Raw genomic sequence first — 21,687 nt, 5'->3', positions numbered from 1 at the left:
CCCCTAACCGCACGGTCGACCGCGGTCGTGCGGTCGCATTGGGGAAAGTCATGTCATTGCCGTTCATCGCCGCGCGCCATCGCCGCGGCGCGTTGTTGCTCGCCGTCTCGATCGCCGCGCTCGGCCAGGCCTCCGCCGCCGCGGCGCAGAAGGCGCCGGATGCCGCCGCGCCCGCCGCCGCGGCGCAGGGCGACGATCAGGACGGCGTGGTCGTCGTCACCGCCGCGCGCACCACGCGCTCGGCGGTGACGATCGACGGTGCCGAGATGCAGAAGGTGCTGCCCGGCGTGAACCCGGTCAAGGCGATCCAGACGCTGCCCGGTGTCCAGTTCGAGACCGCCGATCCGTGGGGCAACAACGAACAGAACATCTCGCTGATCGTCCACGGCTTCAACCAGAACCAGCTCGGCTTCACCCTCGACGGCGTGCCGCTCGGCGACCAGTCCTACGGCAATTACAACGGCCTGTCGCCGCAGCGCGCGGTGATTAGCGAGGATGTCGGATCGGTCCGCCTGACCTCGGGCGCCGCCGATCTCGCCACCGCCTCGGCGAGCAACCTCGGCGGCGGGCTCGAGACCTATACCAGCCAGCCGACCGCGCGCGCCGGCCTGCGCTTCGCGCAGACGCTCGGCAGCTATGACGCGCAACGCACCTATCTGCGCGTCGACAGCGGCAATGCCGAGGCGTTCGGCGGCACCAACAGCGGCTATCTCTCGATCGTCCGCCAGAAGGCGCGCGCCTGGGAATTCCCGGCGAGACAGGGCGGCTGGCAGGCCAATGCCAAATTCGTCCACAAGGGCGAACACGGCACGCTGACCGGCTATGCCGCTTTCTCCGACAAGGCCGAGCCCAATCAGGATTCGGTTGCACACAATGCCGGCGGGCTGGAGCCCTATTATCGCTCGTTGCTGTATCCCGATTGGCAGGCGGCGCTGCGCTACGTCGACGCGAACGGCAAGCCGCCGGCGAACAACCCCAACAATTACGCCAATTATTACGGCGACGCGCAGCGCACCGATTACCTGTTCTACGTGAAGTACGACTATCGCTTCAGCGATGCCGTCACCTTCAGCAACCAGGTCTACGGTCATCACGACGAGGGGCAGGGGCAGATCGTCGGACCGGTGTCGGCGGCGGGGCTGCCGGCGCTGTTCTCCGTCTATTTCCCCGGCCAGAACCTCAAATCGGTGTTCGGCAATTCGGGCTATGCGCTGCGCACGACCGAATATGGCATCGATCGCAAGGGCGTGCTCTCGTCGCTGGCGATCACCGCCGGCGATCACGAGATCGGCCTCGGCGGCTGGTACGAGCACAATCGGAATACGATCTTTCGCAATTGGTATGCGGTGCCGGTCGATGCGCCGCCGCCGTCGCCTTATGAATGGGCCGACCCGGCGCTGCTGAAGCTGACGCAATATGCCAGCGTCACGAGCTACGACGTCGTCCAGCTGCATTTGCAGGATCGCTGGCACGTCACGCCGACGCTGACGATCGAAGGCGGCTTCAAGTCGAGCCTGCAATTCGCCAATGGCCGCGTCCTCGTCCAGCCGCTGCCGAACGCCATGCCGCTGCCCGGTGGCACCTCGACGCGCTATCCCGAAGGACGGCTCAACACGCGCAAATGGTTCCTGCCGGCGATCGGCGCCGTCTGGGACGTGACGCCCGACGATCAGCTCTTCGGCCATATCCAGCAGAACGTCCGCCAGTTCCAGGCGTCGATCGCCGGCGGCCTGTCCCCCTATAACGTCGGCAGCCAGGACCTGTTCGACGCGATCAGGAAGAACACCCAGCCGGAGAGTTCGTGGACCTACGAAGCCGGCGTGCGCGCCCGGCATCACGTCGATGCCGGCCCGCTGACCGCGATCGAGGGCCAGATCAGCGCCTATCACGTCGACTTCAGCAACCGGCTGCTGCAGATCAGCTCGACGCAGGTGATCGGCTCGGTGCTGGGCGGCGCGAGCATCCTCCAGAACGTCGGTGCCGTGCGCACCAACGGCATCGACGCGGCGGCGACGTTGCGCTTCGGCCCGTCGGTGTCGCTCTACAATGCGCTGTCGTACAATCGCTCGCGCTACGCCGACGATTACAAGAGCGGCAGCAGCGTCATCGCGACCGCCGGCAAGGACGTGCCCAACGTCGCGCGCTGGCTGAACAAGACCGTGCTGACGCTCAACTCGGGCCCGTTCGAGACGCAGGTGATCGGCGATTACGTCGGCCCGCGCTTCGCGACCTACACCAACGACCAGTCGGTGCCGGGGCGGTTCCTGCTCAACCTGCAAGCCGCCTACACGCTGCCGCAGGACGTCGTCGCGGGGCTCCACAACCTGCGGTTCGCGGTCAATATCACCAACCTGACCGCCCGCCGCGGCATCTACGAGCTCGCCGGCGTCGGCGTCGTCAAGACCTACAACACCTACGCCCAGCCACCGCGGATGGCGTTCTTCACTTTGTCGGGGGGCTTCTGACGCAGCGGGTGCCCGGACGCCCCGGGCACCCGCAGCATTTCATCGCTTGTCACACATTGGGGGGCGTAGAATCCCCCTAGCGCACCCGCCGCAGCCGCCCGCGGAACAGCCCGCGATGCGTCACCGACTCGAACATCTCGCCCGGCCCCTCGGGGTCGAGCACCTCATTGTCCGCCAGCCATTTCTCGACGCCGTCCAGATCCGGCACCGTATAGGGCCTGAGCGAGCGGCCCGGCCCGCGCAGCCGCTCGATCGTCTCGATCAGCGACCCCGTCTGCTCGATCAACTGGCCGACGCGCTCAGCCGGCACGTCGAGATGCTCGGCGATCAGGTCGTTGCGCACCGCGACGATCTTCGCCTCCAGCCCGTCGTCCGGATGCCGCGCGGCGTCGAGCACCACGTCGCATTCGGTGTCGAGCCGCAGCGAACGGTTGTTGATGTTCGCCGAGCCGACGCGCAGCTGCCGGTCGTCGACGATGGTGATCTTGGCGTGGCAATAGATCGCCGTGCCGCCGCGGGTGAACGGATGGTACAGCCGCAGCCGCCCGTGCGTGTCACGCCGCCGCAGCGTCTCGACCAGCCGTGCGCGTGCGGTGTCCATCGCCAGCGGCTCGAGCCAGCCTTGCGCGGTCAGCGGGTTGACGATGACGATCTCCGGCCCGTCCGCCTCGTCCAGCCGCGCCGCGATCGCCTCGGCGATCCGGCGCGAGGCGAAATACTGGCTCTCGCAATAGATGTGGCGGCGCGCGCTGCGGATCTGGTCGAGGAACAATGCCTCGATCTCGGTCACCGGCGCCTCGTCGGGCATCTCCGGCTGGCTGCGCGCGATGCCGAGGTCGACGCCCTCGAAGGTCGCTTCGAGCGACGCCGGCCAGCAGCTGCCCTCGCTCTCGACCGGCGGCAGCATCACCCCCGTCGCCAGTTTCCAGCGCTGCCGGCACAATTCGCCGAGCGCCGCCGCCGCCGGACCGGTGATCGCGGTGGTCGCATCGTGCCACGGCTTGTACGGCTTGCCCCCCGGCAGCTTGCGGCCGGGATCGTCGTCGCGGTGCGCGCGCGTGTCCCAGCGCTCCGCGGTCATGTCGATGCCGCCGCAGAAGGCGAGGCAATCGTCGATCGAGACCAGTTTCTGGTGATGCGACGAGGCGGTCGGATGGTGGTGGTCGAGCTTGACGTGGATGCGCGGATGGCGCGCCCATTTCAGCACGGTGAACATCGTCTTGCCGCGGAACACCGACTTCATCGCGCCGACGTCCCAGCGCAGCAGGTACAGCTCCAGCTCGGGATTGCGCTCGACCAGCCAGTAGAGGAAGTCGCCGACCGTCTCCGGCCCCTCGGTGGTGCCGGTGCTGCCGATCAGCCGGATGCGCGCGTCGAAGTCCCAGCCGACCAGCATGATCCGCCGCTTCGCCTGCGCGAACGCCTCGCGCGCGACCCCGAAATAGCGATCGGCATCGACGATCACCGACAGCCGCTCGGCGCGGGCCACCCGCCATACGTTGCGGCCGGGCTCGAACACCCCTGACGATGAAGTGGCTGGTTCGCCCATGGTCGTGCGCTAAGTCCCGTTAACGGCCATAGATGCGGTCGAGCACCTCGGCGCTGCGCGCGAACAGCGTCGCGGCTGGATCGAATGCGGGCGAGGCAGCGAGCTGCTCCGCCCAGACGGCGGCCGACCGTGCACCCCAGGCATCGGGTGGCGCGGTCAGCGTGGTCGCGTGCGTACCGGTGAAATGCTGCGCCGTGAAGTCATAGAAGGAGCCGGCGACGTTGCGCAGCGCCGCGCCGCCCCTGGTGCCGCAGAAAGCGGCCTCGATCACCGCGTCGCTTTCCATTCCGCCTCGCGCGTCACCCTCCACGTCACGCGCCGCCCAGCTCGAGGCGCGTCTCGGCCGCGATCCGCGCACGGCTCGCCATCGCGATAGGCAGGCTTCCGACGCCGGCTTGCGCGGCGACGTGAAGCTTGCGATGGAACGTTACGCCACCGATTCCTGTTAGAGTGTGTTGATGAGAGACGATCCGACGGACACCGTGAACACCCAGGACGATCTCGGTCAATTTCCGCGAACCGGCCGCTTCCTCATGGGCCGTAGCCGCATGCGGATGACGCTCGAGGAGCGTCGAGTGCTCGAGGATGCGGCGACGACGGTGAAGGATTATCCGGCGCGCCACCACCTCGTCCGGCGCGGCGAGCCGGTCGAGACCAGCATGATGCTGATCGAGGGCTACGTCACCCGCTACATGGACGATCGCGAGGGCTATCGGCAGCTCGTCTCGGTCCATATCCCGGGCGATTTCGTCGATCTCCATGGCTTCCCGACCGGCCGCCTCGATCATGACATCGGCACGCTCGGCCCGGTCAAGATGGCGCTGTTCGATCATCAGACGCTGGTCGGCATCACCGAACAGCATCCCGCTCTGACCCGCTTCCTGTGGTTCGCGACCCTGATCGACGCGGCGATGCATCGCGAATGGATCTTCCGCCTCGGCCGCCTCGGCGCCGAGGGCAGGCTCGCGCACTTCTTCTGCGAGCTTTACGCGCGGCTGGAGATGGTCGGACTGGCGCGGGACGGAAAGTTCGACCTGCCGCTCACCCAGCCCGATCTCGCCGAGGCGTGCGGGCTGACCGGCGTCCACGTCAACCGCACCTTGCGCACGTTGCGTGAGCGGGCGCTGCTCACGTTCAAGAACGGCCGCGTCGAGATCCTCGATCACCGCGGGCTCTGCGCCGTGGCTGAATTCGCCAGCGACTATCTCTATTCGGATGTCGGCGTTTGGAAGGCGGGATGACCTTCGCAGACGAGCACGCCGGCCGTCCCTATGCCGTCCAGACCGAGGCGGGGATCGTGTCGGTGGAGAACGGGCAGGTGCTGCTCGATGGTCCCGGCGGCGTGGCGGTGGCGATGACCCCCGCGGCCGCCGCGGAGACGGGGCGCCGCCTGCTCGCCGCCGTGCATGCGGCGCAGGCGCAGGCCAATCAGCCGGGGTGACGTGCCGGGATCAGCGACTATGCTAGGTCGCTGAACGATCCGGAGAACGTCTTGCTGCAATATCTCGTCGCCGCCGCATTCGGCCTGCCCCTCATCGGTGCCGGTACGCTGGTCGCCACCGACGCGCTGGCGCAGTCGCCCACGGCCAACCCGCTGCTCGCCGAATGGACCGGCACCTATGGCGGCGTTCCCCCCTGGGACAAGGTGAAGCCGGAGCTGTTCCCCGCCGCGTTCGAGGCAGCCCTCGCCGAGCGCGCCGCCGACTATCGCCGCATCGCCGACGATCCCGCCGCGCCGACCTTCGCCAATACCTTCGTGCCGATGCAGCTCGCCGGCCAGCGCTACGGCCGGGTGATGACGCTGTTCGGCGTGATGACCGGCAATATGAACAGCCCGGCCTATCAAGCGCTCGACCGCGAATGGTCGCCCAAATTCGCCGCGGCGTCGGACGCGATCACCTTCGATCCCAAGCTCTTCGCGCGGATCGAGGCGGTCTACAAGGCGCGCACCAAGCTCGATGCGCAGCAGCAGCGGTTGGTGACGCGCACCTATGACAGCTACGTCCGTCAGGGCGCAAAACTGAATGCGGCGCAGAAGGCGCAGCTTTCGGCCTATAACCAGCAGCTCGCCAGCGCGTTCAGCGACTTTTCCAAGCGCCTGCTGGCCGACGAGGGGACCGCGATCCTCGTCACCGACGAAGCGCAGCTCGCCGGCGTCCCCGACAGCGTCAAGGCAGTCGCCAAGGCCGCCGCCGCCGAACGCGGCCAGACCGGCTGGGCGATCGTCAACACGCGCTCCGCGGTCGATCCCGTGCTCACCTTCGCGAGCGACCGCGACCTGCGCGAGAAGGTGTGGCGCGCCTTCACCAACCGCGGCGACAATGGCGACGCGAACGACACCAATGCGGTGATCGCGCAAATCGTCAAACTGCGTGCCGACCGTGCGCATCTGCTCGGCTTCAGGACGCATGCCGACTGGCGAATGCAGGATACGATGGCGAAGACGCCCGCGGCGGCGATGGACCTGATGCTGCGCGTCTGGCCCGCCGCCAAGGCGCGCGTCGGCGAAGAGGTCCGCGACATGCAGGCGATCGCCGACAAGAGCGGCGTGAAGATCACGATCGAGCCGTGGGACTATCGCTTCTATCAGGAGCAGGTGCGCAAGGCCCGCTACGACCTCGATCAGGCGCAGCTCAAACCCTATTTCGAGCTCAACAACATCATTCAGGGCTCGCTCTACGCCGCCAACCGGCTGTACGGGCTGAATTTCAAGGAGATCACGGGCACCGTGCCCGTGTTCGAGCCAAACATGCGCGTCTGGCACGTCACCGACCGCAACGGCAAGGAAGTCGGCCTGTTCTATCGCGACGATTTCGCGCGGACCGGCAAGCGCTCGGGCGCCTGGGCGAACACCTATCGGGGCCAGCGCAACCTCGCGCCGGCGCAGAATGTGCTGTCGTCGAACAACAACAATTTCGCGAAGGGTGCCAAGGGCGAGCCGATCCTCATCAGCCTCGACGATGCGCAGACGCTGTTCCACGAATTCGGCCACGCGATCCACGCGATGCTGCAGAACGTCACCTATCCCGGCCTCGCCGGCACGCCGCGCGACTTCGTCGAATATCCCAGCCAGGTGAACGAGCATTGGCTGCTAACCCGCGACGTGCTCGACAAATATGCGCGCCATTACCAGACCGGGGCGGCGATGCCGCAGGCGCTGCTCGACAAGATCGAGGCGTCGAAGACCTTCAACCAGGGCTTCGCCACCACCGAATATCTGTCCTCGGCGATCGTCGACATGAAGCTGCACACCGTCGCCGACGGGATCGTCGATCCCGACGCATTCGAGCGCAAGGCGCTCGCCGAGATCGGCATGCCGCGTGAGATCGTGATGCGGCACCGCCTGCCGCAGTTCAATCATCTGTTCTCGTCGGACAGCTATTCGGCGGGCTATTACAGCTATCTGTGGTCGGAGACGATGGACGCCGACACGTTCGCGGCGTTCGAGGAGGCGGGCAGCCCGTGGGACAAGGCGACCGCGGACCGCTTCGCCAAGATCCTGCTGTCGACCGGCAACGAGACCGACCGTGCCGAAGCCTATCGTGCGTTCCGCGGTCGTGACCCCGACGTCAACGCCTTGCTGCGCAAGCGCGGTTTCCCCACCGGAGCCGCGAAATGAGCGGCGCGGCGGCGGCGCCGGCGGGCCGGCTCAAATCGATCCTCGGCGGCTCGGCAGGCAATCTGGTCGAATGGTTCGACTGGTACGTCTATTCCGCCTTCGGCCTCTATTTCGCGCCGCATTTCTTTCCGAAGGGCGATCCCACCGCGCAATTGCTCAACACCGCCGCGGTGTTCGCGGTCGGCTTCGTCATGCGGCCGATCGGCGCGTGGATCATGGGCATCTACGCCGACCGCCGCGGCCGCAAGGCGGGGCTGACGCTGTCGGTGACGCTGATGTGCGCCGGCGCCTTCCTGATCGCGATCTGCCCGAGCTATGCGACGATCGGCTGGGGCGCGCCCGCGCTGCTCGTCTTCGCGCGGCTGATGCAGGGCCTGTCAGTCGGCGGCGAATATGGTGCGAGCGCGGTCTATCTGTCGGAGATGGCGGGGAAGAACCGGCGCGGCTTCTTCTCGTCCTTCCAATATGTCACGCTGATCGCCGGGCAGTTGCTCGCGCTCTTCACGCTGCTGCTGTTGCAGGCGGTGCTGAGTGAGGGGCAGCTCGAGGAATGGGGCTGGCGCCTGCCGTTCGCGCTGGGTGGGCTGCTCGCGATCGTCGTCTTCCGCATCCGCCGCGGGCTGATGGAGACCGAGGCGTTCACCAATGCCAAGGACAAGCCCAAGTCGAGCGGCTGGCTGCTCTTCTCCAAACATCCGCGGCAGGCGGCGACGGTGGTGCTCCTGACCGCCGGCGGTACGCTCGCTTTCTATGCCTATACGACGTACATGCAGAAGTTCCTGGTCAACACCAGCGGCTTCAGCCGCGAGACCGCGACCTGGGTGATGACCGGCGCGCTCGCGCTCTATGCGGCGTTGCAGCCGCTGGCGGGGGCCTTGTCCGACCGGATCGGCCGCCGGCCGCTGATGATCGGTTTCGGCATCGCCGGCGTGCTGGCGACGGTGCCGATCTTCACCGCGCTGGAGACGGTGAAGAATCCGCTCGCCGCCTTCGCGCTGGTGATGACCGCGCTGGTGATCGTGACCGGCTATACGGCGATCAACGCGGTGGTGAAGGCGGAGCTGTTCCCCGCGCATATCCGCGCGCTCGGCGTCGCCTTGCCCTATGCGCTGGCCAACACCGCGTTCGGCGGCACCGCCGAATATGTCGCGCTGTGGCTCAAGAACGCGCAGATGGAGCGCGCCTTCTACTGGTACGTCACCGCGATGATCGCGGTATCGCTCATCACCTATTGGCGGATGCGCGATACGCAGGCGCACAGCCAGATCGCGGAGGATTGACCCCCGACCGGTCGTGCTGAGCCTGTCGAAGCACCTTGAGACTCAAGCCCTTCGACAGGCTCGCGGCGAACGGTGTGAGACAGGCGGGCGCGAAACATCGCTTACCGCGGCAGTTCGATCGTCGCGCACAGCCCGCCGCCGTCGCGGTTCGCCAGCCGCACGTCGCCGCCCGCCTCGCGCACGATCGTCCGCGCCAGCGCCAGCCCCAGACCGATCCCGCCGGTGTCGCGATTGCGCGACGTCTCCAGCCGGGTGAACGCCTCGAACACGTCCCCCAGCCGTTCCTCCGGGATGCCGGGCCCGCGATCCGCTACCTCGATCCGCACCATGGTCGTCTCCGCGACCAGCCGCACCTCGGCACCGTCGCCGTATTTCACCGCATTTTCGATCAGGTTGCGGATCGCGCGGCGGATCAGCGACGGCCGCAGCCGCATGCGCAACCGCTCCGCCTCCTCGAAGGCGACGTCCTGGCCGAGATCGCGGAAATCCTCGACCACCGCATCGACCAGCGCGGCAAGATCGACCTCGGTCAGCGGCTCGCTCGGCCGTCCCATCCGCGCCAGCGACAGGATGTCGTCCAGCGTCCGGTTCATCTCGGCGATCGTGTCCGCCATCCGCGTGCGGTCGGTGTCGTCCTCGACCGATTCGATCCGCACGCGCAGCGCGGCGAGCGGCGTGCGCAGATCGTGCCCGATCGCGCCGAGCATCCGGTCCTTCTCGTCGAGCATGGCGGTGACGCGCAATTGCAGCGCGTTGAACGAGCGCACCAGCCCGACGATATCCGCCGGCCCGTGCTCCTCCACCGCCACCGGCGTCTCGCTGCCGCCGCGGCCGAAGCGCTGCGCCGCCGCGGTCAGCTCGCGCAGCGGTCGGGAGATCCGTCGTGCGATCCACAAGACCGGCAGCAGCACGACGCCGTAGAGGATCAACGTCTGCGCGAACAATCGCCAGAACAGGTGCATGCCGCCAGAGTCGCCCCATGGCACGATCACCGCCAGCCAGCCCGACCGGGGTCGCTCGATCGCGATCAGCAGCGCCTGCTCAGGCCGGTCGCCGTCGCGCCGCGTCCGGCTGGCACGCGCGATGCTGCGGCCGAGCACCGCATCGTCCATCGCGGTCCAGTTGCGCACGCCCGTATCGATCCGCCCGACCTCGACGCCCTGCTCGCGTAATTGGTCGCGCAATTCGCTCGCCAGTTCGGGCAGACGCGGCAGCCCGGTGGGGATATCGTTGCGGTCGGCACGCCGGATACGGCCATGGTCGCGCGGGATCGGCCGGCCGCCCTGTGCCTCGCGCTCCATCGCGTCGGCGATGCGGATCGCGACCGGCCGCGTCGCCTGCGCCAGCCGGAACGCCGCGCGCTCGCGCAGCGCCAGACCGAAATTGACCGCCTGCGCGACGAACAACGCCAGCGCGATCAGGACCGCCATTTGCCCGGCAAGGCTGCGCGGCCAGAGTCTCACGGCGTCGGCCTCACAGGCGGGTGACTTCCGCCGCCAGCGTATAGCCGCCGCCCCATACCGTCTTGATGATCTCGGGCAGCTTGGCATCCGCCTCGATCTTGCGGCGCAGGCGGCTGATCTGGTTGTCGATCGCGCGATCGAACGCCGCCGCCTCGCGCCCCTGCGTCAGGTCGAGCAACTGGTCGCGGGTCAGCACCTGCCGCGGCCGCGTCACCAGCGCCAGCAGCAGATTGTATTCGCCGGTCGACAGCGGCACCGACACGCCCTCGCGATCGACCAGCGCACGCTCGCCGGTCTTGAGCACCCAGCCGGCGAAGGCATAAGAGCCGCTTTCCGGCGCATGCTGGCGCGCGCCGCCGGCGGTCAGCCGGCGCAGCACCACCTTGACCCGCGTCGCCAGCTCGCGCGGCGAGAAGGGCTTCACGACATAATCGTCGGCGCCCATCTCCAGCCCGACGATCCGGTCGGTTTCCTCCGCCTTGGCGGTGAGCAGGATGACGGGCGTATCGCTGGTCGCCGCGATATGCCGGCACAGCGACAGGCCGTCCTCGCCGGGCATCATCACGTCGAGGATGACGAGATCGATCGCATAAGCGGCGAGCCGCGTCCGCGCGCTCTCCGCATCCGCCGCCTGGGTGACGCGAAACCCCTGTTTGGTCAGATATTGCGCGAGCGGTTCGCGGATCGATCGCTCGTCGTCGACGAGCAGCAGGTGCGGCATGTCTCCCATCGGTTCGGCATTAGCCACGGCACGCCCTTCCTGCAAAGTCCGGGCGGACAATCGCCCGCCCGGTCAAGATGTTACTGTGCCGGCGGGGCGGGCGGGGGCATGTCGCCGCTGCCGCGCGGGCCGCGCATCGGTCGCGCCGCGGCGAGTTCGGTCGCGTCGAGTTTGCCGTCATGATTGGCGTCGAGCCGGTCGAAGCGTTTGGCCGCCCGATCGAGCGCGTCGGCACGCGTCATCTCCCGGTCGCCCCCGGCGCGCATCCCGCCGCCGCCGCTCGGCCCCTCACCGCCGCCGCGTTGCGCGCGCATCGCCTCGCGCGCCGCGTCGCGTTCCTCGGGCGTTACCTTGCCGTCCTTGTTGGTATCCATCGCGGCGAAGCGCGCTTCCGCCTCGGCGATCATCTCCGCCCGCGTGATAACGCCGTCGTGGTCCGCGTCCAGCCGCATCATCCCGCCGCCGGGCGGTGGGGCAGGGGGCATGGTCTGCGCGACCGCACCCGTCGCCAACAACCCGCTCGCGATCGCAAGCCCGAACCGCATCGATATCATGACGTCCTCCACCCCCGGCGGGCCGATCCCTGCCGCATCATCTCCTTATGGCCGCTGCATGTCGCGGCCGTGTGTCCCGGGGGCCGGAATTTGTCGCAATCTGTCGCATGCGGCGGTCGCTGATCGCGTCAGGCGAACACCGCGACGCTCTGCATCTGCTCGGCGACCGGCGTTCCGTCCGTCGCCCAGATCGCCATCGCCTGGCTCGAACTGCCCGCCGACGCATAATCGCTCGTCGAGCGCAGCAGCCACCAGCCGTCGTCGGTCGTCGGCGCTTCGCCCAGCAGGTTGAGCTGCCACGTCATCGAACTCACCGGCGCCGACCGGCCGAGCAGCTTCAGCGCCACCGGCGGCAGGCAATCCGCCACCGCGAGCAGCGCGACGAGCGGATGCACGCCGTCGCGGTCGCGCAACCGGACCCAGCGCAGCCATTCCGCCGCATCGGCGTCATGCCGGTCGATCATGTCGAAATGCTGCGAGAAGGCGACCGCCGGATGGCCGCGCAAGATCGTGTCCGCCGGTCTCGGCGGGGCAACGTGCGGGGCGCGGCCGACCCGATGCTCCAACCCAGACTCGACCGCGCGCATGAACACGAAGGTCGCGCGCAACCCCAAGCCTGCCTCGCCCGACACGTCCGCCTGCACGAACGCGGCGTTGCGCCCGCGCCGCAGCACCTCGCCGCGCACCGTGATCGCGCCGCTCAGCGGCCCGACGAACGCCACCAGCGCCGAACGCAGCGGCGGCAGGTCGACGTCCGCGACCATCGCCGCATGCAGCGCCAGCGCCGCGGACAGGCCGCCATAGGCCGTCCGCCCCTGCAACCACGTATCCGGCACCGTGCCGCGCCAGCCCTGCGCCGCCGGCTCCAGTCCGGCGATCACCGCACCGAGCGTCGTCACCGCAGCGCCCGGTCGTCGAACAGGCCGAACAGCAAGGTCGAGGCATACATCGCCACGGCGCGTTCGCGCGGCATCGCCGCCGCCCATTTCCGCATGTCGAACGCCGCATTCTGCAACGCCATCAACGCCTGCGCCGCGACCAGCGCGTCGACCGCGCGGATCGACCCTTCGGCGATGCCGTCCATCATCGTGCCCGCGAAGCGCCGCGCGATCCGGTTCGACCGGTCGACCATCGCGGTGCGCACCACGCCGGGCAGCCCGGACAGCGCGGTCGTGCGCAGCAGCGGCGTCCGCTCGGCGAACTGCACGTCGAGCAAGGTGGCGATCGTGCTCGCCAGCCGCTGCCAATGCGTCCCGCCCGCCGCGTCGGCGAGCCGCTGCGCGTCGGAGATCGTGTCGAAGCTGCGCCGGTAGCAGGCGATGACAAGATCGTCCTTGGCGTCGAGATGATGGTAGAAGCTGCCCTTGGTGACGTTGAGCTCCGCCGCGATCCGCTGCACCGAGGCGCCGCGATAGCCGAGCTCGTTGATCAGCCGCGTCGCCGCCAGCAGGAACGCCGCGCGCCCCGGCTCGCTCTCCTCGTGGGTCAGGTCGATGGGTTGCGGCGCCCAGCGACCGTCCGGCACGGCGATGCCGTGGTCGAACACGTCCATCAGCCGCGCCTCGACCCGCGCATATTGATCGGGCTCGTAGCGGACCAGCCACACCGGCAGCCAGAAGGTGTTCTCGAGCAGCACGTGCGCCCGCGCACCGAACAGGTCGGTCTCGGCACGATTGGCCGGCGGACCCCACAGGCCGCGCGTCCGCCGGAACACTTCGCGCCAGCGATTCATCAATCGGGTACGGTTCGGCTCCTCGGTGGCGCGCAGGTCCGACAGGACCGCCATCGCGCGTTCCTCGCCGCGCTGCACCCGTGCGAGCCGCTCCATGTTGAGTGCGAGATAGCGCCGCACGCGCTCGCGCGGGGTCGACGCATGTCCCGCCTCGTCGATCATCGCCAGCAGCTGGTCGAGCGTATGCTCGAACGCCGCCGCCGCCAGATCTTCCTTGCGCTTGAAGTAATAGGTGACGCTGGTGGTATTAAGCCCGACGCGCCGCGCCACGTCGGCGAAGGTCATCCCCTTCGCGCTCTGCTCGTTGATCGCCTCGGCGGCGGCGGACAGGATCGCGTCGCGTTTCGCGCGGAAACGCTTCGTCCCCTGTTCCTCGTCTCCCGTGGCGCTGCCGGCGTCCGCCTCCGTCTCATCCATCCCGCCCGTCTACCAAGGCCGGTTTAGAAGAAACAGTGTTTTCTCCATCGCCCGGGATCAGGCGTGAAAAACGCCCGGTTCGTCCCCTCCCGCCACTTTACCGAATGTGCGGTACGGCCTAGACCATGTGCAGACACGTCGGAGAGAGGCGCATGGACTTCACACTGAGCGAACGCGAAACCTATTTCCGCGACCGGGTGCGCGCCTTCATTGATCAGGAGATCCGCCCGCGCCAGGCCGAGCATGACGCGCAGGCGCATGCCGGCGAGCGGTGGAAGGTGATCCCGGTCATCGAAGCGTGCAAGGAAAAGGCGAAGGCGGCGGGCCTGTGGAATTTCTTCATGCCGCCCAACTCAGGCCAGACGCACGTCGACGATACTTTCCCGTTCGAGGGGACACAGCTCACCAACCTCGAATATGCGCTGTGCGCCGAGGAGATGGGCAAGGTCGACTGGGCGTCGGAGGTGTTCAACTGCTCCGCGCCCGACACCGGTAACATGGAGGTGTTCCACCGCTACGGCACGCGCGACCAGAAGGAGCGCTGGCTCGGCCCGCTGATGCGCGCCGAGATCCGCTCGGCCTTCCTGATGACCGAGCCGGCGGTCGCCTCGTCCGACGCCACCAATATCGAGACGTCGATGATCCGCGACGGCGATCATTACGTCATCAACGGCCGCAAATGGTGGTCGTCCGGGGTCGGCGATCCGCGCTGCAAGGTTGCGATCGTGATGGGCAAGACTGATACCTCGGCCAAGCGCCATGCGCAGCAGAGCATGATCCTGATGCCGATGGACGCGCCCGGCGTCACGATCGAGCGGATGCTCAGCGTCTATGGCTACGACCACGCGCCGCACGGTCATGGCGAGGTGGTGATGAAGGACGTGCGCGTGCCGGTGGAGAACGTGCTGCTCGGCGAGGGCAGGGGGTTCGAGATCGCGCAGGGGCGGCTCGGGCCGGGGCGCATCCATCACTGCATGCGCACGATCGGCGTTGCCGAGACGGCAATCGAGGCGATGGCCAAGCGGCTGCTGTCGCGCGTCGCCTTCGGCAAGCGGATCGCCGACCATTCGGTGTGGGAACAGCGGATCGCCAAGGCGCGCATCGATATCGAGATGACGCGGCTGCTATGCCTCAAGGCGGCGGACATGATGGACAAGGCGGGCAACAAATCGGCGCAGCTCGAGATCGCGATGATCAAGGTCGCCGCGCCCAATATGGCGCTGCAGATCCTCGACGACGCGATCCAGGCGCATGGCGGCGGCGGCGTGTCGCAGGATTTCCATCTCGCCCACGCCTGGGCTGCGATGCGCACGCTGCGCTTCGCCGACGGCCCGGACGAGGTCCACAATCGCGCGATCGCGCGGGCGGAGTTCGGCAAATACGGGGACTATGCGGCCGAGCGGCCGGTGCGGTAACCAACTTCACCCTTACCCTTCCGACGCTTCGCGTCTCCCTCCCCCTCCCGGCGGGAGAGGGAAGAGCCGGCGAAGGGTGAGGGTGCGCGCGATCCGCTGATTGCGAAAGGAACATCCCATGAAAGCCGCCATCCTCTTCGAACCCAAACAACCGCTCGGCATCGAGGAGGTCACCGTCTCGGCGCCCGCCGCACACGAAGTCCTCATCCGCACCGCGGCGGTCGGCGTCTGTCGCTCCGACCTGCATTTCGTCGACGGCATCTACCCGCATGCGCTGCCGACGATTCCCGGCCACGAGGCCGCCGGCGTCGTTGAGGCGATCGGCAGCGAGGTGCGCACGGTCAAGGTCGGCGACCACGTCGTCACCTGCCTGTCCGCCTATTGCGGCCAGTGCGAATTCTGCGTCACCGGCCGCATGGCGCTGTGCGTCGACGCCGCCGTCCGCCGTCCCAAGGGGGCGCCGCCGCGGCTGATGCTCGGCGACCGGCCGGTCGCGCAGATGCTCAACCTGTCGGCCTATGCCGAACAGATGCTGATCCACGAACACGCCTGCGTCGCGATCGACCGCGACATGCCGCTCGATCGCGCGGCGTTGCTCGGCTGTGCCGTGACCACCGGCGCGGGTGCGGTGTTCAACACCACCGACGTGACGCCCGGCGAGACGGTATGCGTCGTCGGCTGCGGCGGCATCGGCCTCGCCGCGATCAACGCAGCGAAGATCGCGGGCGCGGGCAAGATCATCGCGCTCGATCCGGTGGCGGAGAAGCGCGCGCTCGCCGAAAAGCTCGGCGCGACGCACAGTATCGACGCCGGCTCCCCGACCGCGGCGGACGAGGTGATCGAACTCACCCGCGGCGGCGTCCATCACGCGATCGAGGCGGTCGGACGGCCGCAGAGCGCCGCCACCGCGGTCAAGGTGCTGCGCCGCGGCGGCTCCGCGACGATCCTCGGCATGCTGCCGCCGAGCGAGTCGGTCGGCCTGTCGGCGATCGACCTGCTCTCGGGCAAGAAGCTGCAGGGCGGACTGATGGGCAGCAACCGTTTCCCGGTCGACATCCCGCGCCTCGTCGACTTCTACATGCGCGGCGCGCTCGATCTCGACACGATCATCGCAGAGCGCCTGCCGCTGGAGCGGATCAACCATGCCTTCGCCGAACTCCGCAAGGGCGACGCGACGCGCACCGTGATCACCTTCGGGTGAGCGACGCGCTCGCCGTATTCCGCCCGTCACCCCGGACTTGTTCCGGGGTCCACCGGGCAACGGGAGAATGGCGAGCAGCATGCACGGCGCGCCTCGCCGCAGAGTGGACCCCGGAACGAGTTCGGGGTGACGGGATGGGCGAGGACATTTCGCGGCCTTTGCCCGGCCGCCAGCAAACCACGGGAACCGGACGATAACATGACCGACACCATCCCCGTCGCCGACAAGGACCGCCTCGACGAGGCCAGGCTCACCGCGTGGATGGAGGCGAACGTCGCCGGCTTCTCCGGTCCGCTGACCTACGCCAAATTCGCCGGCGGCCAGTCCAACCCCACCTATCGGATTGACAGCCCGTCGGGCGCCTATGTGCTGCGTCGCAAGCCGTTCGGCACGCTGCTCCCCTCCGCGCATGCGGTCGACCGCGAATATCGCCTGATCGCCGGCCTCCACCCCACCGGCTTTCCCGTCGCCAGACCCTATGGCCTGTGCACCGACGAGCGCGTCGTCGGCGCGATGTTCTACGTGATGGCGCTGGTCGAGGGCCGCAACCTGTGGGACGGCACGCTGCCCGATTACGCCCCGGCCGAGCGCACCGGCCTCTACAATGCGATGGTCGACACGCTCGCCGACCTGCACAATACCGACCATTTCGCCGTCGGCCTCGGCGATTACGGCAAGCCCGGCAATTATTTCGCGCGGCAGGTCGAACGCTGGACGAAGCAATATCGCGCCAGCGAGACCGAACTGATGCCCGAGGTCGAACGCCTCATCGCCTTCCTGCCGCGTACCGTCCCGGACCAGACGCGCACGTCGATCGTCCACGGCGACTATCGCATCGACAATATGATCTTTCATGCCACCGAGCCTCGCGTCGTCGCGGTCCTCGACTGGGAGCTGTCGACGCTCGGCGATCCGCTCGCCGATTTCTCCTATTTCCTGATGAGCTGGGTCACCGAGCCCGAGGGGCGATCGGGCGTGAAGGGGCAGACCGGGCCGGAGACGGGCATCCCGACGATCGAGGATATGGTGGACCGCTATTGCGCGCGCACCGGTCGCGACGGCGTTCCCGATCTCAACTGGTATTTCGCCTACAACCTCTTCCGCCTGACCGGCATCGTCCAGGGCATCAAGAAGCGGATCGTCGACGGCACCGCGTCGAGCGCGCAGGCCGAGCGGTCGGCGGCGCAGGTCCATCGCCTCGCCGCGGCGAGCTGGCATTTCGCGCAAGCCGCAGGAGCCTGACGCCATGGCCCGTTTCACCGACCGATCGATCGTCGTCACCGGCGCGGGAAGCGGCATTGGCCGCGCCGCCGCCCTGTTGTTCGCCGCCGAGGGCGGCCGCGTCGTCGTCGCCGATCGCACCGAGGGCGCCGACGAGACCGCCGCGCAGATCGCCGCCGCCGGCGGCACCGCCCGCGCGATCCGCATCGACGCTGGCGACGAGGACGACGTGATCCGCGCGATCGCGCTCGCCCGCGATGCGTTCGGCGGGCTCGACGTGATGTTCGCCAATGCCGGTATCTCGGGCGGCATGGCCAATATCTTCGATACCGATGTCGCGCTGATCACCGAGGTGCTGCGCGTCAATCTGGTCGGACCGTTCCTCGCGATCAAACATGCCGCGCCGCATATCGCCGAGCGTGGCGGCGGCGCGATCGTGCTGACCGCCAGCGTCGCCGGCATCCGCTCGGGCGCGGGCTCGCCCGCCTATTCCGCGTCCAAGGCGGGCGTCATCAACCTCGCCGCGGTCGCCGCGCAGCAGCTTTCGGGCAGCAACGTCCGCGTCAATGCGCTGTGTCCCGGTCTGACCGAGACGGGCATGACGCAGCCGGTGTTCGATTATGCCCGCGACGTCGGCAAGGAGGATCGGATCGGCCGTCTCAACCCGCTGCGCCGCGGCGCGCAGCCGGAGGAACTGGCGAAAGTCGCGCTGTTCCTCGCGTCGGACGACGCCAGCTACGTCAACGGTCAGGTGATCGCGGTCGACGGCGGCCTGTCGTCGAGCCATCCCGTCACCCGGCAGGAGTATGGCAAGACCGCGGTATGAGCGACTTGCCGCCGTCATCATAGCGGATCAGGATGACGCCATGCTCGCGCTCCTCACCGTCGTCGCCCTGGCGGCCGCCGACATCCCGCCGCCGCCCGCGCCGCCGGGCGAACAACAGCTCGTCAGTTGGGTGATGAGCCCGGCGCTGTGTCGTGGGAGCGGCGACACGCCGCGCGCCGAGCGCATGATCCGCCGACCCGACCCGCAGCATGCGCTCGCCTGGCTATATCCGGCCGTGTTGCGACCGGTGACGCTGGATTTCCGTATCGATGCGACCGGCCGTCCCTTGTCGATCGTCCGCGTGAACCCGGACTATCAGTTCGCCATGGCCGACGTCGTGCCGGCGTTCGCCGCGAGTCGCTTCGCGCCGGGAGGCGAACGCAGCCGCTGCACCGTGACCTTCACCGCCCGGACCGATGTGATCGCCGTCGCGCCGGTTGCCGACCTCGTCGCTTACAGCGTGTTCCCCAATGAACCGCCGCCGCGGGCCGTGTGGGATCGCGTGCGTCCTCCGGGATCGACCTGCACCGATCCGGTCCCCGAGGTGCTGCTCCGCGCCTTCCCGCATTTCAAGGCGCTGCCCGATCAGCCCGGTTACCGTAGCTGGTCGATGGTCGGCTACGACCTCGATCGCTCCGGCAAGCCGGTCAGGCCGCACATCACCGCCAGCAGCGGCACGCCCGCATTGGATCAGGCATCGGTGCGTGCCGTCGCGACCTCGCGTTTCGAGCGCGGCGCCCGCACGGGCTGCTTCTTCCCTTATTGGAAGGGGGCGGCGACCTTGCCTGCGCCACCGGCGCCCGAAGAGGACAGCGTCCGCCCCGCCGACGCCACCTGTCCCAAGGAGCATGATTTCGAGCGCAAGCCGGCGCTGTTCTACCCCGAGCGCTATAGCCGGCGCAGCATCGAAGGCTGGGCGATCATCGCCTTCGACGTCGCCTCCTGGGGCGCGACCGGCAACATCCGCATGCTGGCGTCCGAGCCGACGAGCGAATTCGGGGAGGCTGCCAAAGCGATGATCGGCAACGTCACGTTCAAACCGTCGCCGCACGGCTATACCGGCTGTATCGAACGGGTTTTCTATCGCATGCCGGCAGTCAAAAAGGCCGTCACGAGCTAGACCGTCCGCCGGCGGATCAGCCCTTCCTGCGCCGTCGTCGCGACCAGTCGCCCGTCCTGCGTGAAGATGCTGCCGCGGTTCATGCCGCGCGCGTGGCCCGCCCAGGGGCTGTCGGTGGTATAGAGCAGCCATGCATCGGCGCGGAACGGCTCGTGGATCCACAGCGCATGGTCGAGGCTGGCGGTCTGCATCTCGGGCATCAGCCAGTTGACGCCATGCGGCATCATCGACGTCGCCAGCAGCGCCATGTCGGACGCATAGGCCAGCGCGGCGCGATGCACCGCCGGATCGTCGCCGATCCCCGCCGCGGTGCGGAACCAGGCGGCATTGTTCGGCGCGCGCTTCTCGGGCGCGAACCAGCTGCGCGGGTAGAGCGGCCGCATCTCGATCGCATTCTGCCGCCGCGTGAAGAAGTCGCGAAACTTCTCCGGCACCTGATCCGCGATGGCGAGGCGCAATTCGCGTTCCGACTTGAGCGTCTCCGGACCCGGCACGTCGGGCATCGCGTCCTGATGGTGCAGGCCTTCCTCGGGCATCTGGAACGAGGCGGCGAGGTTGAGGATCGGCTGACCCTTCTGCACCGCCACCACGCGCCGCGTCGCGAAGCTGCGACCGTCGAAGTCGCGCGTCACGCGATAGATGATCGGGAAATTCTCATCCCCGGGCCGCATGAAATAGGCGTGGAGCGAATGCGCGTCCTTGCCCTCGACCGAGCGCTGCGCCGCCTGCAACGCCTGCGCGATCACCTGTCCGCCGAACACCCGGCCGCGGCCGCCCGGCTGGCGCGAACCGCGGTACAGGTCGGTATCGATCTCCTCGACGTCGAGCAGCGCGACGAGCATCGCCGCCAGCTCTTCGGGCGTGCGCTCGCCCATCAATAGCCTGCCGCCTTCGCCAGCCGGTCGGCATGGAAGCCGATGTCGCCGAACATCTCGGCGAGCACGCGGGCGCGCTTCATGTAGAAGCCGATGTCATATTCGTCGGTCATGCCGATGCCGCCGTGCATCTGGATGCCCTCCTGCACGCTGAGCGTCGTCGCCATGCCGGTCATCGCCTTGGCGATCGATACCGCGGCGTCCGCCTCGGCACCCGTGTCGAGCAATTGCTGCGCCTTGAGCACCGCGGCGCGCGCCACCTCCATCTCGGCATAGAGATGCGCGGCGCGATGCTGCAGCGCCTGGAAGCTGCCGATCGCGACGCCGAACTGCTTGCGCTCCTTGAGATAGCCGACGGTCATGTCCATCGCGCCGCCGCCGACGCCGAGCAGCTCCGCCGCCGCGCCGGTCCGGCCCGCGCGCAGCAGCCGGTCGAGCGGCCCGCACCCGCCATCGACCTCGCCGATCACCGCATCGGCATCGACCTCGACGCCCTCGAACGCGATCCGCGCGGCGAGGCTCGAATCCGCCAGCCGCTCGGGCGTCGCGGTGAGGTTGGCGGCGTCCTTCGGTACGGCGAACAGCGTGACGCCTTCGGCATCGTCGGGAGACCCCGCGGTGCGCGCCGCGACGATCAGCAGATCGGCGACATGGCCATGGGTGACGAACTGCTTCGCGCCGGTCAGGCGGAAGCCGTTGCCGGAACGCTCCGCGGTCATCGCGATCCGGTCGCGATGCTTTGCGCCCTCGTCGATCGCCAGCGCCGCCACCGTCTCGCCGGCGACGATGCCGGGAAACCAGCGCTCCGCCTGCGCCGAGCCCTTCAGCGCCTCGACCGCCGCGACCGCGGTGGCGAGGAAGGGGGAGGGGGACAGGTTGCGGCCGATCTCCTCCAGCACCACGCCCGCCTCGACATGGCCGAGCCCGAGCCCGCCTTGCGCCTCGGGGATCAATACGCCGTTGAGGCCCATTTCGGCGAACTGCTTCCACAGGTCGCGGCTGAAACCGGTCGGGTCGTTGCCGTCGCGCAAGGACCGCAAATGGCCGACGGGAGCGTGTTCGGCGATGAAGTCCTTCGCGGTATCGCGGAGCATCGTCTGTTCGTCGTTGAGGTAGAGGGGCATCGATCAATCCCTGCGTCACCCCGGACTTGTTCCGGGGTCCACCGTGCCTCATGCCGAAGCGCCGGTGGAGAAGTGGACCCCGGAACAAGTCCGGGGTGACGGAGT

19 protein-coding genes are annotated in these 21,687 nt (G+C 68.3%); 10 read left to right on the top strand and 9 right to left on the bottom strand.

Features of this window, described 5'->3' with window-relative positions:
• The first annotated feature begins 50 nt into the window (after positions 1–50).
• Positions 51–2,465, top strand: coding sequence for a TonB-dependent receptor (locus MC45_RS05265; RefSeq protein ID WP_038660433.1), 2,415 nt, complete (start codon positions 51–53; stop codon positions 2,463–2,465).
• A 76-nt stretch (positions 2,466–2,541) separates the two neighbouring features.
• Here the strand turns inward: MC45_RS05265 and MC45_RS05260 are convergent, their stop codons facing one another.
• Positions 2,542–4,014 (bottom strand): phospholipase D-like domain-containing protein, encoded by a 1,473-nt coding sequence (locus tag MC45_RS05260; protein ID WP_038660430.1) that lies wholly within the window; start codon positions 4,012–4,014, stop codon positions 2,542–2,544.
• 19 nt (positions 4,015–4,033) lie between these two features.
• On the bottom strand, positions 4,034–4,285 hold the full coding sequence (locus MC45_RS05255; RefSeq protein WP_156143775.1) for a hypothetical protein: 252 nt from the start codon (positions 4,283–4,285) through the stop codon (positions 4,034–4,036).
• A 187-nt stretch (positions 4,286–4,472) separates the two neighbouring features.
• On the opposite strand from MC45_RS05255, the gene MC45_RS05250 reads away from it, so the two are divergent.
• From MC45_RS05250 to MC45_RS05235, 4 genes are read left to right on the top strand one after another with little or no spacing between them, the layout of a single operon-like run.
• The gene (locus MC45_RS05250) at positions 4,473–5,255 is read left to right on the top strand and encodes a Crp/Fnr family transcriptional regulator (RefSeq protein WP_038660424.1); all 783 of its coding nucleotides are present in this window, start codon (positions 4,473–4,475) and stop codon (positions 5,253–5,255) included.
• Positions 5,252–5,455, top strand: coding sequence for a hypothetical protein (locus MC45_RS05245; RefSeq protein WP_038660422.1), 204 nt, complete (start codon positions 5,252–5,254; stop codon positions 5,453–5,455). Before MC45_RS05250 ends, MC45_RS05245 begins: the two co-directional genes overlap by 4 nt.
• 51 nt (positions 5,456–5,506) lie before the next feature.
• Positions 5,507–7,633 carry a M3 family metallopeptidase gene (locus MC45_RS05240; protein ID WP_342667013.1) on the top strand — a complete coding sequence of 709 codons (2,127 nt, stop codon included), beginning with the start codon at positions 5,507–5,509 and terminating at the stop codon, positions 7,631–7,633.
• The gene (locus MC45_RS05235) at positions 7,630–8,913 is read left to right on the top strand and encodes an MFS transporter (protein WP_038660419.1); all 1,284 of its coding nucleotides are present in this window, start codon (positions 7,630–7,632) and stop codon (positions 8,911–8,913) included. The genes MC45_RS05240 and MC45_RS05235 overlap by 4 nt, the downstream gene beginning before the upstream one ends.
• 101 nt (positions 8,914–9,014) lie before the next feature.
• On the opposite strand, the gene MC45_RS05230 is transcribed toward MC45_RS05235, so the two are convergent.
• The 5 genes from MC45_RS05230 to MC45_RS05210 all read right to left on the bottom strand — a co-directional run bounded on the left by MC45_RS05230 (position 9,015) and on the right by MC45_RS05210 (position 13,800).
• Positions 9,015–10,343: a sensor histidine kinase gene (locus MC45_RS05230; protein ID WP_179944578.1), complete on the bottom strand. Its 1,329-nt coding sequence runs from the start codon at positions 10,341–10,343 to the stop codon at positions 9,015–9,017.
• A gap of 43 nt (positions 10,344–10,386) precedes the next feature.
• A complete protein-coding gene (locus MC45_RS05225) occupies positions 10,387–11,106 on the bottom strand; it encodes a response regulator (protein ID WP_038660416.1) in 720 nt (239 codons plus the stop codon).
• A 71-nt stretch (positions 11,107–11,177) separates the two neighbouring features.
• Positions 11,178–11,651, bottom strand: a complete 474-nt coding sequence (locus tag MC45_RS05220; protein ID WP_245640845.1) for an EF-hand domain-containing protein — start codon at positions 11,649–11,651, stop codon at positions 11,178–11,180.
• Positions 11,652–11,779: 128 nt separating this feature from the next.
• On the bottom strand, positions 11,780–12,550 hold the full coding sequence (locus MC45_RS05215) for a thioesterase family protein (protein ID WP_038660413.1): 771 nt from the start codon (positions 12,548–12,550) through the stop codon (positions 11,780–11,782).
• Complete coding sequence (locus MC45_RS05210) at positions 12,547–13,800, bottom strand: TetR/AcrR family transcriptional regulator (protein WP_038660410.1); 1,254 nt, start codon at positions 13,798–13,800, stop codon at positions 12,547–12,549. Before MC45_RS05210 ends, MC45_RS05215 begins: the two co-directional genes overlap by 4 nt.
• Positions 13,801–13,952: 152 nt before the next feature.
• Between MC45_RS05210 and MC45_RS05205 the strand changes: the two genes are divergently transcribed.
• The 5 genes from MC45_RS05205 (at position 13,953) to MC45_RS05185 (ending at position 19,583) form a co-directional block, all read left to right on the top strand.
• On the top strand, positions 13,953–15,215 hold the full coding sequence (locus MC45_RS05205; protein ID WP_038660407.1) for an acyl-CoA dehydrogenase family protein: 1,263 nt from the start codon (positions 13,953–13,955) through the stop codon (positions 15,213–15,215).
• A gap of 118 nt (positions 15,216–15,333) precedes the next feature.
• Positions 15,334–16,416 (top strand): Zn-dependent alcohol dehydrogenase, encoded by a 1,083-nt coding sequence (locus MC45_RS05200; protein ID WP_038660404.1) that lies wholly within the window; start codon positions 15,334–15,336, stop codon positions 16,414–16,416.
• 198 nt (positions 16,417–16,614) lie between these two features.
• On the top strand, positions 16,615–17,658 hold the full coding sequence (locus tag MC45_RS05195; RefSeq protein WP_038660401.1) for a phosphotransferase family protein: 1,044 nt from the start codon (positions 16,615–16,617) through the stop codon (positions 17,656–17,658).
• 4 nt (positions 17,659–17,662) lie between these two features.
• On the top strand, positions 17,663–18,463 hold the full coding sequence (locus MC45_RS05190; RefSeq protein ID WP_038660398.1) for an SDR family NAD(P)-dependent oxidoreductase: 801 nt from the start codon (positions 17,663–17,665) through the stop codon (positions 18,461–18,463).
• A gap of 40 nt (positions 18,464–18,503) precedes the next feature.
• The gene (locus MC45_RS05185) at positions 18,504–19,583 is read left to right on the top strand and encodes an energy transducer TonB (RefSeq protein WP_052075516.1); all 1,080 of its coding nucleotides are present in this window, start codon (positions 18,504–18,506) and stop codon (positions 19,581–19,583) included.
• Here the strand turns inward: MC45_RS05185 and MC45_RS05180 are convergent.
• Both MC45_RS05180 and MC45_RS05175 read right to left on the bottom strand, forming a co-directional pair.
• The gene (locus MC45_RS05180) at positions 19,580–20,458 is read right to left on the bottom strand and encodes an acyl-CoA thioesterase (protein ID WP_038660395.1); all 879 of its coding nucleotides are present in this window, start codon (positions 20,456–20,458) and stop codon (positions 19,580–19,582) included. The genes MC45_RS05185 and MC45_RS05180 overlap by 4 nt on opposite strands.
• Positions 20,458–21,582, bottom strand: a complete 1,125-nt coding sequence (locus MC45_RS05175) for an acyl-CoA dehydrogenase family protein (RefSeq protein WP_038660392.1) — start codon at positions 21,580–21,582, stop codon at positions 20,458–20,460. Before MC45_RS05175 ends, MC45_RS05180 begins: the two co-directional genes overlap by 1 nt.
• Positions 21,583–21,687 lie beyond the last annotated feature (105 nt).

Source organism: Sphingomonas taxi, assembly GCF_000764535.1.
Lineage (GTDB): Bacteria > Pseudomonadota > Alphaproteobacteria > Sphingomonadales > Sphingomonadaceae > Sphingomonas > Sphingomonas taxi.
Note: the sequence above shows the minus strand (reverse complement) of the source record. Positions and strands in the feature narration are given on the sequence as shown.

Coding starts and splice junctions, on each gene's coding strand:
- MC45_RS05180 (WP_038660395.1), bottom strand. CDS start 20,458: ATGGGCGAGCGCACGCCCGAAGAGCTGGCGGCGATGCTCGTCGCGCTG.
- MC45_RS05195 (WP_038660401.1), top strand. CDS start 16,615: ATGACCGACACCATCCCCGTCGCCGACAAGGACCGCCTCGACGAGGCC.
- MC45_RS05230 (WP_179944578.1), bottom strand. CDS start 10,343: ATGGCGGTCCTGATCGCGCTGGCGTTGTTCGTCGCGCAGGCGGTCAAT.
- MC45_RS05200 (WP_038660404.1), top strand. CDS start 15,334: ATGAAAGCCGCCATCCTCTTCGAACCCAAACAACCGCTCGGCATCGAG.
- MC45_RS05225 (WP_038660416.1), bottom strand. CDS start 11,106: ATGGGAGACATGCCGCACCTGCTGCTCGTCGACGACGAGCGATCGATC.
- MC45_RS05205 (WP_038660407.1), top strand. CDS start 13,953: ATGGACTTCACACTGAGCGAACGCGAAACCTATTTCCGCGACCGGGTG.
- MC45_RS05250 (WP_038660424.1), top strand. CDS start 4,473: ATGAGAGACGATCCGACGGACACCGTGAACACCCAGGACGATCTCGGT.
- MC45_RS05210 (WP_038660410.1), bottom strand. CDS start 13,800: ATGGATGAGACGGAGGCGGACGCCGGCAGCGCCACGGGAGACGAGGAA.
- MC45_RS05185 (WP_052075516.1), top strand. CDS start 18,504: ATGCTCGCGCTCCTCACCGTCGTCGCCCTGGCGGCCGCCGACATCCCG.
- MC45_RS05260 (WP_038660430.1), bottom strand. CDS start 4,014: ATGGGCGAACCAGCCACTTCATCGTCAGGGGTGTTCGAGCCCGGCCGC.
- MC45_RS05220 (WP_245640845.1), bottom strand. CDS start 11,651: ATGATATCGATGCGGTTCGGGCTTGCGATCGCGAGCGGGTTGTTGGCG.
- MC45_RS05245 (WP_038660422.1), top strand. CDS start 5,252: ATGACCTTCGCAGACGAGCACGCCGGCCGTCCCTATGCCGTCCAGACC.
- MC45_RS05190 (WP_038660398.1), top strand. CDS start 17,663: ATGGCCCGTTTCACCGACCGATCGATCGTCGTCACCGGCGCGGGAAGC.
- MC45_RS05265 (WP_038660433.1), top strand. CDS start 51: ATGTCATTGCCGTTCATCGCCGCGCGCCATCGCCGCGGCGCGTTGTTG.
- MC45_RS05175 (WP_038660392.1), bottom strand. CDS start 21,582: ATGCCCCTCTACCTCAACGACGAACAGACGATGCTCCGCGATACCGCG.
- MC45_RS05235 (WP_038660419.1), top strand. CDS start 7,630: ATGAGCGGCGCGGCGGCGGCGCCGGCGGGCCGGCTCAAATCGATCCTC.